Origin of the sequence: Streptococcus equi subsp. zooepidemicus, from assembly GCF_015689395.1 — a bacterium.
In the GTDB taxonomy this organism is placed as follows: domain Bacteria; phylum Bacillota; class Bacilli; order Lactobacillales; family Streptococcaceae; genus Streptococcus; species Streptococcus equi.
Genome location: NZ_CP065054.1, coordinates 1782372 through 1794483, shown reverse-complemented (window position 1 = coordinate 1794483; position 12112 = coordinate 1782372). Strand labels below are relative to the sequence as shown.

Sequence of the window (12112 nt, the reverse complement as noted above, 5' to 3'; positions counted from 1 at the left end):
GAGGACCTATGCTAATTAGACATGTGAATCAGACTGACTGGGAAATTATTGCTGACATTGAACAGGCCAATTTTTCTCCCCAAGAGGCTGTAGCAAAAGAAGTATTCAAGGAGCGGACAAGGCTTATTTCGGATACCTTTCTTGTCGCAGTTATTGCCAATCAGCTTGTCGGCTATATCGAAGGTCCGGTTGTTGCTGAGCCAAGGCTTGAGGACCACCTATTTCATAGTGTGACCAAGAATCCAGCAAGGGGTGGCTATATAGCCATTACCAGTCTTTCTGTTGCTCCTGGTTACCAAAAGCAGGGGATTGGCACAGCTCTCTTAGCTGCAATGAAGGATTTAGCAGTTGCACAGGATCGGCTGGGCATCATACTTACCTGTCATGACTATTTGATTCCTTACTATGAGATGAATGGTTTTCAAGATCAAGGCCTGTCAGCTTCACAGCATGGTGGCTCTGTTTGGTATCAAATGCTATGGCAGCCATAGGAAGGATATTAAGGCTTAGCATGTATTAAGAATTAGTAACAAAAGGGGGATTTTATTGCATTTATAGTGCAATTAGGATATAATGGCGGTTGATTAAGTTTAGGAGGAATGGCTTTGACTGATTTTAAAGATGATGAGCAAAGACGTCAGCAGCAAAAAAGCTTCAAAGAAAAGATTCTAGCCGAATTAGAAAAAGCAAATCAGATTAGAAAAGAAAAAGAAGAAGAGCTTTTTAAAAAGGATCTAGAGGTTCAAGAGGCTGCTAGAAGAACAGCTCAGCTTTATGCAGAATATAAAAGACAAGAAGCACTAAGCAATAACCCCAAACAAGCGTCCAGTGATATAGCAGCTGCGTCGCAAGAGACGACCTCAACGGCTTCAACAGCCCACACCTCTGCGATTAAGCTAGAAGAGACAGCAGTAGCTACTGGGGATCAAGCAGTGTCGCCACCAGAGGAGCCTGCATTGAGTGAAAGCCTGCTTAAGGAAGAGGCAAGTGTCGAGGGTCAGACTAAGAAGGGTGGTCCAGTGAGAAGAAAAACAAATAAGCGCCAGCAGACAGATCGAATGGCCAAAAAAATTTCGACAGTACTGATATCGTCGATTGTCGCTATTATTGTGGTGATTGGCCTCGCAGGGACAGCCTATGTCTATAGTGCCCTTAACCCTGTTGACAAAAATAGCGATGACTTTGTTCAGGTTGAAATCCCAGCCGGCTCAGGCAATAAGCTTATTGGGCAGATCCTTGAAAAAGAGGGGCTGATCAAAAATAGTACCGTCTTTAGCTTTTACACTAAGTTTAAAAATTTCACTAATTTTCAAAGTGGCTACTACAACCTGCAAAAGAGTATGAGCCTAGAAGACATTGCCCAAGCCTTACAAGAGGGTGGTACAGCAGAGCCTACAAAGCCAGTGCTAGGAAAAATTTTAATCCCAGAGGGCTATACCATTAAGCAAATTGCTAAGGCCATAGAAACTAATAGTAGAGCAAAGAACCGTAACAAGGCTAAAACCCCTTTTCACTCAAAGGATTTCTTGAATTTGGTGACAAGTGATGCCTTTATTCAAGAAATGGTTAAAAAATATCCAAAATTGCTAGGAGATATTCCAAGCAAGGAAGCAGCTGCTTATCAACTGGAAGGCTACCTTTTCCCTGCGACCTATAATTATTATAAGGAAACAACATTAAAAGACCTGGCAGAGGAAATGATTGCAGCAGCAAATGCAAACCTAGCGCCTTATTATGAGGCGATTGCAGCTAGCGGCAAAACAGTTAATGAGGTCTTGACCCTAGCCTCCTTGGTTGAAAAGGAAGGCTCTACTGATGATGATCGGCGTCAAATTGCAAGCGTATTTTACAATCGCTTAAATAATGGCATGGCCCTACAGTCTAACATCGCTATATTGTATGCAATGGGCAAATTGGGAGAAAAGACAACCTTAGCAGAGGACGCTGCTATTGACACAACCATTAATTCTCCTTATAATGTTTATACCAACACCGGCTTAATGCCTGGTCCGGTTGATAGTCCAGGGCTTGCAGCTATAGAGGCGACTATCAATCCAGCGGCGACAGATTATGTGTATTTTGTGGCTGATGTGCGTACCGGTGAGGTTTACTATGCAAAAACATTTGAAGAGCACTCTGCAAATGTTGAAAAATATGTTAACAGTCAAATTCAGTAAGGACAAACATGGTGCTTTAGCATCATGTTTGTGTTTCTGATTCGTCAAAAGAAAAAGGAAAAGAGAAAGATAATGGCAGAAAAGACTTATCCAATGACAGCAGCAGAAAAAGAACAGCTTGAAAAGGAATTAGAGGAGCTAAAATTAGTTCGTCGTCCAGAGGTTGTTGAGCGCATAAAAATCGCTCGTTCGTATGGAGACCTTTCTGAAAACTCTGAATACGATGCTGCTAAAGATGAGCAGGCTTTTGTTGAGGGACAAATCTCAACCTTGGAGACAAAGATTCGCTATGCTGAGATTATTGATAGTGATGCTGTTGCCAAGGACGAGGTGGCGATTGGTAAGACAGTGGTTGTCCAGGAGGTTGGCACACAAACAACGGATACCTATCATATTGTCGGTGCGGCAGGAGCAGATATTTTTTCTGGGAAGATTTCAAACGAAAGTCCAATTGCACAGGCCTTGATTGGTAAGAAAACAGGAGATAAGGTTAAGATTGAGTCTCCAGCAGCTACCTATGAGGTTACTATCATCAGTGTTGACAAAACACAATAAGACTTATCTGACTATCAGTGCAGTGTCCTGATAGTCTTTTTAGTGGTTTGCTTTTTTATATCAGTTGTTGTGGTCCATCAAAAAGCGGCTGAAACCAAAAGAGCTGTACTTTAGAAAGTCTTAACTAAGATACTTTATGACCTAGTCTCATTCATTAAAAAAGCGAACAGGTCTAGTTTTCGGAATCCCTGAAATTAGACCTGTTCGTTTGTTTTATCTTGAGTCAGACTTTTGTCACAGACTCTTTTAGCTATCTTAGCGACGCTTTTTTTGTTTACCGGCGTTTCGGTTTGACTTAGTCCTTTTGCTTGTGCTAAGGGCTTGCTTTTCAGCTGTAACGTCCTTGCGTGGCTGGTGAGATTTATAGGCCTTAGGAGGGTTCTTTGCGAACTCCTCTGCAATTTGCTTGCGGAGCCTTGGTTTTAAAAGGTAGGTTGTGATCAATTGCTGAATGATACTAAAGAAACCACCAACTAGCCAATACAAGCCTAATCCGGCAGGCAGGTAAAACGACATGACAATCATCATAATTGGCATGGTGTACAGCATGGCTTTCATCTGCTCGCGTTGCTCCTCAGGGACTGCCATCATTGACAACCAGGATTGAACGAAGTATAAAGCCGCAATCACAGCTGTAAGCAAGACGCTGCGATGACCCAGGTCAATTCCCATAAAGGTGCTTGTTGATACTCCCTTGGTAAATTGGACTGCAACATACATGGCAGAAAAGAAAGGCATTTGAATCAGTAGTGGCAAGCAGCCTATGCCGCCTAGTGGGTTGACCCCATTTTCACGCTGGGCTGCCATTAATTCTGTTTGGGCTGCCATTTTTTCTTCAGTGCTTGTAGCGTTTTTGATGCGTTGGTTAATTGGCTCAAAAAAAGGCTTTAGATAGGCCATTTTTTCTGATTGGTAGCTTGCCTTCCATGATTGGTAGAGTCCAAGTGGTAAAATAATGGTTCTAACAATAATAGTTACAACAATGATGGCAAGACCATAGCCTAGGGAAGTGCTGTTAGCAAAGTAATCAATGAGAAAGGAAACAGGCTTTCCAAGGTAATCCCAAATGATGCCCTCTGGGTGCCCCTTGGCATCTCTGCCGACACACCCTGTTAATGTCAGTAGGACCGATAAGGCAAGTCCTGAGAAAAGTATGCGATTCGTTTTGAGTTTCAATGTGTTTGTCCTTTAATTTTTAATATACCTAAACATTTTACTGTTTTTTTGAGAAATTAACAATAGTTCTACAGTAGGATTTTTAATTGCTGATCCTAAAATCATGGAAATCCTCAAAGTGAGATGGGCTAACATCAACATAGGTCACCTTTGCCCATTTAGAAGGTCCTTTTCTGATTTCCTGGATAAAGCGCGTTATCTTTGCGGGATCATTAGCCTGTGCTAAAATCTCAACAGTCCCATCGCTATTGTTCCACACGCGGCCGTAAATATCACCAATTTCCAAAGCTAGTGCGTAGGTTGAATAGCGAAAGCCAACACCCTGCACCCTACCTGAAACGATTAGTCTGACCTTTTTCATAAGTCACCTCTTTTCTTTTTATTATAGCATAGATAGCCTATAAATACTAAAAGTTGCCATAGAGCAAGCAGCTAAAGGATAGGCAAAGACTGCAAGTGGGCTATCTGCTGAGGTAAACAATAGGTCTTAGTGCAGCAAGGCCATGTTTATGGTTAACTCTCCTTCTTGTCTTTTAAGGGGTAGAGCTGATGAGCTTACGACACCTGATGAGGGGAGAAAGCTCCTTTTAGGCTGATAGCCTTCTGATGGTTTTTATGCCAAAGAGTGAACTATTTTGTGGTATAATAAGACCATGATTATCACATCAAAAGCAAATCGTTTGATTAAGCAGGCTAAGAAATTACTGCAAAAAAAGCACCGTAAGCACTCTTATTTGATTGAGGGCTGGCACCTATTTGAGGAGGCTCAGAGGTCTGGGCAGGAATTGATACATATCTTTGTTTTGGAGGAAATGGCAGGGCGCTTATCGGGCTTTGATCAGGTTATTATCGTCAGCCCAGAGGTTTTAAAGGAGCTGACGAGCTCTCCCAATCCACAGGGCATTATTGCTGAGGTTAAGCTTTGTCAACAGGCCTTACCGACTAGCTATGCTGGAAAATATTTGATTTTAGAGGACATTCAGGATCCAGGCAATCTAGGGACAATCATTAGAACAGCGGACGCAGCAAAGTTTGATGGGGTGTTTTTATCTGAAAAGACTGCGGATATCTACAATCAAAAAACCCTACGCTCCATGCAGGGCAGTCATTTTCACCTGCCGATTTGGCGAACTGATATTTATCAGATCAGTCAGGCGATGCAGCAGCAAAAAATACCAGTGCTAGCAACGACCTTATCTCAGAATTCGATTGATTACAAGGATCTCCCGGCTAGAAGTAGCCTTGCCCTTGTTTTAGGAAACGAAGGGCAGGGCATTAGTCCTGAGATGGAAGCCCTAGCTGATCAGCTGATTCATATCAGCATGCCTGGACAGGCTGAAAGCTTAAATGTCGCAGTTGCAGCAGGAATCCTTATTTTCAGCTTGATTTAAGCTAGTATGGTATAATAATGATGTGAGGTGATTAGTGTATGCATTATACAGAAGATACAGAATACATGGAGCATGTTGGTCATTTGATTGCTCACCCTCGCTTCCAAAGGCTCGGACATATTGTTCAGCATCACCATTCTACTCGCTTAGAGCACTCTGTCAATGTTTCTTATTCTAGCTATAGGCTGGCAAAGAAGCTTGGCTTAGACGCTAAGAGTACAGCACGAGGTGGCTTATTACACGATTTCTTTTATTATGATTGGCGAGTAACCAAGTTTAACAAGGGACATGCTTGGGTGCACCCTAGAATTGCTGTTAGAAATGCTAAAAAATTAACAGAGCTCAACAAAAAAGAAGAGGATATTATCCTAAAGCATATGTGGGGAGCTACCATTGCTTTTCCCCGCTACAAGGAAAGCTATATTGTTACCTTTGTTGATAAATATTGGGCGGTCAAGGAGGCCATGACGCCGCTGCGTCAAAAATGGACAAACCGTCGCTTCCTGCGTCGAAAGACGCTTCAAAGTCACAATCATTAAGTAAAAAAAGGAGTTATGATGAACGATAATGTTATTTACACACAGTCTGACGCAGGCTTGAGCCATTTTTTTGCCAAGGTCTATAGTCTGGTTGGTATGGGAGTTGGGCTTTCTGCCTTTGTTTCTTATTTGATGCTGTTTCCATTTAGGCAAAATTTAGTGTCGATTATTCTTGACCATCCTATGGTCTATTATGGGGCGGCTATTGTTGAGCTTGTACTGGTTTTTGCTGCTAGTGGTGCTGCACGTCGCAATACACCAGCAGCTTTACCCTTATTTCTTGTCTATTCAGCCTTAAACGGCTTTACCTTGAGTTTCATTATTGTAGCTTATGCGCAAACAACAGTGCTACAGGCCTTTATCTCATCGGCAGCTGTTTTCTTTGCTATGTCACTGCTTGGTGTTAAGGTTAAGCGTGACCTGTCAGGTATCCGAAAGGCCATGTTTGCAGCCTTAATTGGGATTATCGTAGCTAGTCTGGTAAATCTCTTTATCAGTAGTGACCTGATGAGCTATGTGATCAGTCTGATTTCAGTATTGATCTTTTCTGGCTTGATCGCCTCAGACAACCAGATGATTAAGCAGGTTTACCAAGCCTCTAATGGTCAGGCTGGTGATGGCTGGGCTGTCGCTATGGCTCTTAGCCTATACCTAGACTTTATCAACCTCTTTATCAGTTTGCTTCGTATCTTGGGAAGAAATGACTAATAGCTATTTTAAGCACAGCTGCTGATTGTCATTTAATCGCTATTAAGAGAAATCAGCAAGGCTGCAGGTGTTACCTTTTGTTAGAAGAGAGAGGCTGCTGCTAGCAAGAAAGCAGTTGATAGGAAAGCGCTGATGAGCATGACTGTCAAGGAAAGACAGTTACTATCAGCCATCTAGAGAAGGTATTAAAAAAGGAAAGTCAAGAAGCGGGCCTAAGGGCTCGTTTTTGCTTGCTTGATTTGTGGTAAAGTGCTTCAAGCCAAGCCTATATCTGGTCTGATAGCTCTTATCAGATGATAAGATCGCCTGTTGGTGTAGATTTGTAAAGCATGCTCTTTTTTGGTATAATGAGAGAAACAAAAAATCGAGGAGAATATCTATCAATATGTCTACAGCTATCTGGATATTATTAATCATTGTTGCTCTTACAGCCGGTCTTTTTGGTGGGATCTTTATTGCCCGTAAGCAAATTGAAAAGGAAATTGGAGAGCACCCACGATTAACGCCTGAGGCCATTCGTGAAATGATGAGTCAAATGGGTCAAAAACCAAGTGAAGCGAAAATTCAACAAACTTACCGCAACATTGTCAAGCAATCAAAAGCCGCAATGACTAAGGGTAAAAAATAGGCTACGGATTAGAAATCGTGGTTTCTAAGCAATAGCTAAGAGTGAACAGTCTTTGATGTTAAAAGCTTGCTTAGAGCTTGCATTGTCAGTTAGAGGTGTCAACTGTTCAGGGTTTAACAATAGACTCAGTTGGCTCTTACCAGCTGAGTTTTTTATGCTTCAATGAGGAAATAATCGTTATGGATAATAGACCAATTGGTTTTTTAGATTCTGGTGTAGGAGGCTTAACCGTTGTTAGTGAGCTGATGCGTCAGCTTCCCCATGAAAAAATCATTTATATTGGTGATTCAGCAAGAGCTCCTTACGGCCCTAGACCTGCTGAACAAATCAGAGAATATACCTGGGAGCTGGTTCGTTTTTTGTTGACGAAACATGTCAAGATGATTGTCTTTGCTTGTAACACTGCAACAGCTGTTGCTTGGGAGGAGGTCAAGGAGGCTCTGGATATTCCTGTTTTGGGGGTTATCCTGCCGGGCGCTAGCGCAGCTATCAAGGCTACTAGTGGAGGAAGGGTTGGTGTTATTGGCACATCAATGACTATTTCTTCAGGCATTTACCAGGAAAAGATCCAGCTGCTGGCCCCCACTGTTCAGGTAACTAGCTTGGCCTGTCCCAGATTTGTCCCGATTGTGGAGTCCAATGAGATAAGCTCAAGTGTGGCCAAGAAAATTGTCTACGAAACGCTGGCCCCCTTAGTTGGAAGGGTAGATACCTTGGTTTTGGGCTGCACCCATTATCCTCTTCTCAGGACGATTATCCAAAATGTACTGGGGCCACAAGTTAAATTGATTGATAGTGGGGCAGAGTGTGTGCGTGATATTTCTGTTCTTTTAAATTATTTTGAGATTAATGGTAGTCGAGATGATGAACATAGGTGTCATCATTTTTACACTACAGCCGGCTCAGACAGCTTTCAAGCAATTGCCTCAGTCTGGCTAAATCAAACGATAGATGTGGAGCATGTAACCTTATGAGTGATAACATTTATGAATACAAGGATAAAGACAATTGGTTTATTGGCAAGATGACAGGCCACAACTTAATGGCTGGCTGGGGTGTTAACCATGAGCTTATTGCCAGAATAGACGATATGTTAGGTGCGATTGCTGGTAATGTGGATTTTGAAAGTCCAGTCGGTTATGATGTGACTGTTATTCGTTACGCCTCACCCTTTGCTTTGATTAGCTTTGTTGTTGGTATGATCAATCAGAAAGCCAATCGAGCCCTTAAGGTTGTTCGGCACTCAGGTGCGATTTTAGTGACCGAAAATGAGCGCTTGCTTGCTGTGCATATGCCAGATGATGGCGTCCCTGTGGCTGACTTCTTTGGTCAACAGGCAGATGGCTTTGGGGATACGATTTTGATTGCGACCCGAAACGAAGGCAAGACCAAGGAATTTCGCCGGCTTTTTGGTGATATGGGATATCGCGTTGAAAATCTCAATGATTACCCAGAGCTTCCAGATGTGGCAGAAACAGGGGTTACCTTTGAAGAAAATGCCCGCCTAAAAGCAGAAACCATTTCAAGGCTCACTGGAAAAATGGTCCTGGCAGATGATTCAGGACTCAAGGTGGATATTTTAGGTGGCTTACCTGGGGTTTGGTCAGCTCGTTTTTCGGGCCCTGATGCTACTGATGAGACTAATAATGCTAAGCTATTGCATGAGCTGGCAATGGTATTTGATCAAAAGGATCGCTCTGCTCAATTTCATACGACCTTGGTGGTTGCTGCACCCGGTAAAGACAGCTTGGTTGTCGAGGCTGATTGGCCTGGCTATATTGCAACCAAGCCAAAAGGTGAGCATGGCTTTGGCTATGATCCCTTGTTTATTGTTGGGGAGACTGGGCGCCATGCAGCAGAGCTAGCTGCTGATGAAAAAAACAAGCTGTCTCATAGAGGACAGGCTGTCAAGAGGTTAATGGAGGTATTTCCAGCATGGCAAGCAAAACAATCATCGTGATGAGCGATTCGCATGGCGATCGTGAGGTTGTGGCAGTTATTAAAGACCGTTACCTTGGAAAGGTTGATGCGATTTTCCATAATGGCGATTCTGAGCTGGAAAGCTCAGATCCTATTTGGGAGGGGATTCATGTTGTAGCAGGCAACTGTGACCATGATAGTGGCTATAAGGATAGCCTGATTACCTCTTTTGATGGCTTTACCATTGCTCAAACGCATGGGCATTTGTATCATATTAACTTTACTTGGGATAGGCTAGATTATTTTGCTCAGGAGACTGGAGCGGATATTTGCTTGTATGGGCACTTGCACAGACCTGCTGCTTGGCAATTGGGCAAGACTGTCTTTATCAATCCTGGATCAGTCACTCAGCCGCGTGGTGAGGTGAATGAAAAGCTGTATGCGCGTGTTGAATGGACAGCAGCTTGCATTAGGGTGGATTACTTTACCTGCCAGCATAAGCCTTACCCATCACTTTCTAAGGAATTTAAACGATGATAGCAAAAGAATTTGAAGCCTTTTTAATCAGTCATTTGGATAGCTACCTGATTCCGGCAGAGGAGCTAGCTATTTTTATCAACACGCATAATGCTGATCATGTCATGCTCTTATTGGTTAGCAATGGTTTTTCACGAGTTCCTGTCATTACCAAGGAAAAGCAATATGTCGGAACGATCAGCATTTCTGATATAATGACCTATCAAGCCAAAAGGCAGCTAACAGACTGGGAGATGACGCAAACTAATATTGGTGATATGGTAAATACAAAGATTGAGACCATCAATATCACCTCTAGCTTGACAGAAATCATGCATAAATTGGTTGATTTTCCCTTTTTACCAGTTGTTAATGATGACAATCGATTTATCGGTATTATTACGCGTAAGTCCATTTTGAAGGCGGTTAATAGCCTTTTGCACGACTTCACTGATGAATACACAATCACAAAAAAATGATAGCATTTATTGAACCCTTTCTAGCAAGCAAATCTCTTGCTAATAACAGCCAGCAGGCTTATCGTTATGATTTAAAGCAGTTTTGCCAGCAGGTAGGACAGCGTATTAATCCTGAAACCTTGGCCTTGTATCAGCAAAGCCTATCTGGTCTTACAGCGGCAGCTAAAAAGCGTAAGCTCTCAACGGTCAATCAATTCCTGTATTATTTGTATCAGCAGAAGGCTTTAACAGACTATTTTAAAATGGACGATAGGATAGAAGCCTCCTTTTCTCTGAAGCCCCAGCTGACAAGGCTTGACACCAGTGCTTTTTATGCTGAAACAGCCTTTCTCAAAGGGCAGCTCATTGCGCTGTTGATTCTGGAGCTGGGCTTGACGCCAAGTGAGATAGCAGGGCTTCGTCTTGCTGATTTTGACCTTGGTCTTCAGGTGCTAAGACTGCAATCTCACCGAGGAATTCGTGTGATGACCTTATCAAGAACCTTGCTGCCATTTTTGGAAAGGGCAGCAGAAGCTCAGCAGCTCTACCTCTTTGATCATGACGCCAAGCCCTTTTCAAGGCAATGGTTTTTTAACCAGCTCAGAGATTTTTTAGAGAGCATTGGCTGTGCGGAGCTTTCAGCTCAGAGCTTGAGAGAGCAATTCATTTTAAATGAAAAAGCAGCTGGCAAATCCATCATTGAGGTGGCTCAGCTGCTGGGGCTAAAAAGCCCGATCACCTTAGAAAAATATTATAAGATATAATGGATATAAAAGTAAAAGATTTTGAAGGTCCTCTAGATTTGCTTTTGCACTTAGTGTCAAAGTATGAGGTTGATATTTATCAGGTACCTATTGTAGAGGTTATCGAACAATATTTAGCCTATATTGAGACCCTGCAGGCGATGCGCTTGGAGCTTGCTGGAGAGTATATGCTCATGGCTAGTCAGCTAATGCTTATCAAAAGCAGACGACTGCTGCCAAAGCTGGTAGACAAGGAGCCTGATGATGAGGATCTTGAGCAGGAGCTTTTAGGTAAGATTGAAGAATATAGTCATTTCAAGGCTCTGAGTCAGGAGTTGGCCAGCCAGCATGACAAGAGGGCTCTGCTTTTTTCTAAGCCAAAGCAGGAGCTGATCTTTGAGCAGGCTGTCCTACAAAAGGATAAAACGGTCATGGATTTGTTTTTAGCTTTTTCCCAGCTAATGGCTGCAAAGCAAGAGGCCTTTAAATATAACCATACAGTCATTGAGCGAGATGATTATCGTATTGAGGATATGATGGAGCTTATTGAAGCTAGGCTTGAGCTAGAGCAAGAGCTTACCTTAACGGATTTATTGAAGCATTGTGACCATCTTAATGAGGCCATTACCTTATTTTTAGCAAGCCTAGAATTAATCAAACGGCAGCTTGTTGGTATTGAGCAGACATCACATTTTGGCCAGATTGTTTTGCGAAAGGAGATCCAATGACCTATTTATCTCAGCTGGAGGCCTTGCTGTTTGTCGCAGGAGAAGAAGGACTAAGCCTACGTCAGTTGGCCAGCCTATTAGAGTTAACACCGACAGCCTTACAGCAGCAGCTCGACAAGCTTTCTCAGAAATACAAAGAGGATAAGGAGTCTGGTCTGTGCTTGATTGAGTCCTCTAGGACCTATAAGCTAGTCACCAAAGAGTGTCTGGCTCCCTTGCTTAGAGACTATGCTAAGGCTCCAATCAACCAAACCTTGTCACGAGCAAGCCTGGAGGTTTTGTCAATCGTTGCGTATAAGCAGCCGATAACTCGGATTGAAATTGACGAGATTCGTGGTGTCAATTCAAGTGGTGCCCTTAGTAAATTAGTGGCCTTTGGCCTGATTCAAGAGGCTGGCAAAAAAGAAGTGATTGGTCGACCAAATCTTTATGCGACAACAGATTACTTTCTTGATTATATGGGCATTAATCATTTAGAAGAGCTGGTCGACATTTCTTCTATTGCTGTTGAAGAGCAAGAGACAACCTTGTTTTAAGGGTAAAGAGGAGCTTGTCTCATTTGCAGACAGGCCT

General features: G+C 42.7%; 16 protein-coding genes. 14 read left to right on the top strand and 2 right to left on the bottom strand.

All coding sequences use genetic code 11. The features are described 5' to 3' along the window. The first annotated feature begins 8 nt into the window (after positions 1–8). The 3 genes from I2432_RS08525 (at position 9) to greA (ending at position 2732) form a co-directional block, all read left to right on the top strand. Positions 9–491: a GNAT family N-acetyltransferase gene (locus tag I2432_RS08525; RefSeq protein ID WP_111678508.1), complete on the top strand. Its 483-nt coding sequence runs from the start codon at positions 9–11 to the stop codon at positions 489–491. Positions 492–599: 108 nt separating this feature from the next. Beyond that, entirely contained in the window at positions 600–2177 is a 1578-nt protein-coding gene (gene mltG, locus I2432_RS08520; protein ID WP_111678506.1) for an endolytic transglycosylase MltG, read from the top strand. A gap of 72 nt (positions 2178–2249) precedes the next feature. Continuing rightward, positions 2250–2732, top strand: coding sequence for a transcription elongation factor GreA (greA, locus tag I2432_RS08515; RefSeq protein ID WP_037579971.1), 483 nt, complete (start codon positions 2250–2252; stop codon positions 2730–2732). Between the two features lie 255 nt (positions 2733–2987). On the opposite strand, the gene yidC is transcribed toward greA, so the two are convergent. Together yidC and I2432_RS08505 are read right to left on the bottom strand one after the other, a co-directional pair. Further along, the gene (gene yidC, locus I2432_RS08510; RefSeq protein ID WP_111678504.1) at positions 2988–3908 is read right to left on the bottom strand and encodes a membrane protein insertase YidC; all 921 of its coding nucleotides are present in this window, start codon (positions 3906–3908) and stop codon (positions 2988–2990) included. An 82-nt stretch (positions 3909–3990) separates the two neighbouring features. Next, positions 3991–4269, bottom strand: a complete 279-nt coding sequence (locus I2432_RS08505; protein ID WP_037579906.1) for an acylphosphatase — start codon at positions 4267–4269, stop codon at positions 3991–3993. 292 nt (positions 4270–4561) lie between these two features. Here I2432_RS08505 and I2432_RS08500 point away from each other — a divergent pair, with 292 nt between their 5' ends. The 11 genes from I2432_RS08500 to scpB all read left to right on the top strand — a co-directional run bounded on the left by I2432_RS08500 (position 4562) and on the right by scpB (position 12075). Beyond that, a complete protein-coding gene (locus tag I2432_RS08500) occupies positions 4562–5299 on the top strand; it encodes a TrmH family RNA methyltransferase (RefSeq protein WP_111678860.1) in 738 nt (245 codons plus the stop codon). A 38-nt stretch (positions 5300–5337) separates the two neighbouring features. Next, positions 5338–5838 carry an HD domain-containing protein gene (locus I2432_RS08495; protein ID WP_111678502.1) on the top strand — a complete coding sequence of 167 codons (501 nt, stop codon included), beginning with the start codon at positions 5338–5340 and terminating at the stop codon, positions 5836–5838. 18 nt (positions 5839–5856) lie between these two features. Continuing rightward, positions 5857–6546, top strand: coding sequence for a Bax inhibitor-1/YccA family protein (locus tag I2432_RS08490; protein WP_111678500.1), 690 nt, complete (start codon positions 5857–5859; stop codon positions 6544–6546). A gap of 385 nt (positions 6547–6931) precedes the next feature. Beyond that, complete coding sequence (locus tag I2432_RS08485; protein ID WP_012516235.1) at positions 6932–7174, top strand: YneF family protein; 243 nt, start codon at positions 6932–6934, stop codon at positions 7172–7174. Positions 7175–7353: 179 nt separating this feature from the next. Continuing rightward, positions 7354–8148 (top strand): glutamate racemase, encoded by a 795-nt coding sequence (gene racE, locus I2432_RS08480; protein WP_111678498.1) that lies wholly within the window; start codon positions 7354–7356, stop codon positions 8146–8148. Further along, positions 8145–9134 carry a nucleoside-triphosphate diphosphatase gene (locus I2432_RS08475; protein WP_111678497.1) on the top strand — a complete coding sequence of 330 codons (990 nt, stop codon included), beginning with the start codon at positions 8145–8147 and terminating at the stop codon, positions 9132–9134. Before racE ends, I2432_RS08475 begins: the two co-directional genes overlap by 4 nt. Then, the gene (locus I2432_RS08470; RefSeq protein WP_111678495.1) at positions 9110–9631 is read left to right on the top strand and encodes a metallophosphoesterase; all 522 of its coding nucleotides are present in this window, start codon (positions 9110–9112) and stop codon (positions 9629–9631) included. Before I2432_RS08475 ends, I2432_RS08470 begins: the two co-directional genes overlap by 25 nt. Further along, entirely contained in the window at positions 9628–10089 is a 462-nt protein-coding gene (gene cbpB / locus I2432_RS08465) for a cyclic-di-AMP-binding protein CbpB (protein ID WP_012516231.1), read from the top strand. The genes I2432_RS08470 and cbpB overlap by 4 nt, the downstream gene beginning before the upstream one ends. After that, complete coding sequence (gene xerD / locus I2432_RS08460) at positions 10086–10832, top strand: site-specific tyrosine recombinase XerD (RefSeq protein ID WP_111678493.1); 747 nt, start codon at positions 10086–10088, stop codon at positions 10830–10832. Before cbpB ends, xerD begins: the two co-directional genes overlap by 4 nt. Then, positions 10832–11539, top strand: a complete 708-nt coding sequence (locus I2432_RS08455) for a segregation/condensation protein A (protein WP_111678491.1) — start codon at positions 10832–10834, stop codon at positions 11537–11539. The genes xerD and I2432_RS08455 overlap by 1 nt, the downstream gene beginning before the upstream one ends. Beyond that, on the top strand, positions 11536–12075 hold the full coding sequence (scpB, locus tag I2432_RS08450; RefSeq protein ID WP_021321103.1) for an SMC-Scp complex subunit ScpB: 540 nt from the start codon (positions 11536–11538) through the stop codon (positions 12073–12075). Before I2432_RS08455 ends, scpB begins: the two co-directional genes overlap by 4 nt. The last annotated feature ends 37 nt before the right edge of the window (positions 12076–12112 follow it).

Bases quoted from the DNA above. Each gene is read 5' to 3' on its own strand.
- I2432_RS08490 (WP_111678500.1), top strand. From the start codon at position 5,857: ATGAACGATAATGTTATTTACACACAGTCTGACGCAGGCTTGAGCCAT.
- I2432_RS08500 (WP_111678860.1), top strand. From the start codon at position 4,562: ATGATTATCACATCAAAAGCAAATCGTTTGATTAAGCAGGCTAAGAAA.
- I2432_RS08470 (WP_111678495.1), top strand. From the start codon at position 9,110: ATGGCAAGCAAAACAATCATCGTGATGAGCGATTCGCATGGCGATCGT.
- I2432_RS08495 (WP_111678502.1), top strand. From the start codon at position 5,338: ATGCATTATACAGAAGATACAGAATACATGGAGCATGTTGGTCATTTG.
- mltG (WP_111678506.1), top strand. From the start codon at position 600: ATGGCTTTGACTGATTTTAAAGATGATGAGCAAAGACGTCAGCAGCAA.
- I2432_RS08455 (WP_111678491.1), top strand. From the start codon at position 10,832: ATGGATATAAAAGTAAAAGATTTTGAAGGTCCTCTAGATTTGCTTTTG.
- I2432_RS08475 (WP_111678497.1), top strand. From the start codon at position 8,145: ATGAGTGATAACATTTATGAATACAAGGATAAAGACAATTGGTTTATT.
- I2432_RS08525 (WP_111678508.1), top strand. From the start codon at position 9: ATGCTAATTAGACATGTGAATCAGACTGACTGGGAAATTATTGCTGAC.
- scpB (WP_021321103.1), top strand. From the start codon at position 11,536: ATGACCTATTTATCTCAGCTGGAGGCCTTGCTGTTTGTCGCAGGAGAA.
- xerD (WP_111678493.1), top strand. From the start codon at position 10,086: ATGATAGCATTTATTGAACCCTTTCTAGCAAGCAAATCTCTTGCTAAT.
- cbpB (WP_012516231.1), top strand. From the start codon at position 9,628: ATGATAGCAAAAGAATTTGAAGCCTTTTTAATCAGTCATTTGGATAGC.
- racE (WP_111678498.1), top strand. From the start codon at position 7,354: ATGGATAATAGACCAATTGGTTTTTTAGATTCTGGTGTAGGAGGCTTA.
- I2432_RS08485 (WP_012516235.1), top strand. From the start codon at position 6,932: ATGTCTACAGCTATCTGGATATTATTAATCATTGTTGCTCTTACAGCC.
- greA (WP_037579971.1), top strand. From the start codon at position 2,250: ATGGCAGAAAAGACTTATCCAATGACAGCAGCAGAAAAAGAACAGCTT.
- I2432_RS08505 (WP_037579906.1), bottom strand. From the start codon at position 4,269: ATGAAAAAGGTCAGACTAATCGTTTCAGGTAGGGTGCAGGGTGTTGGC.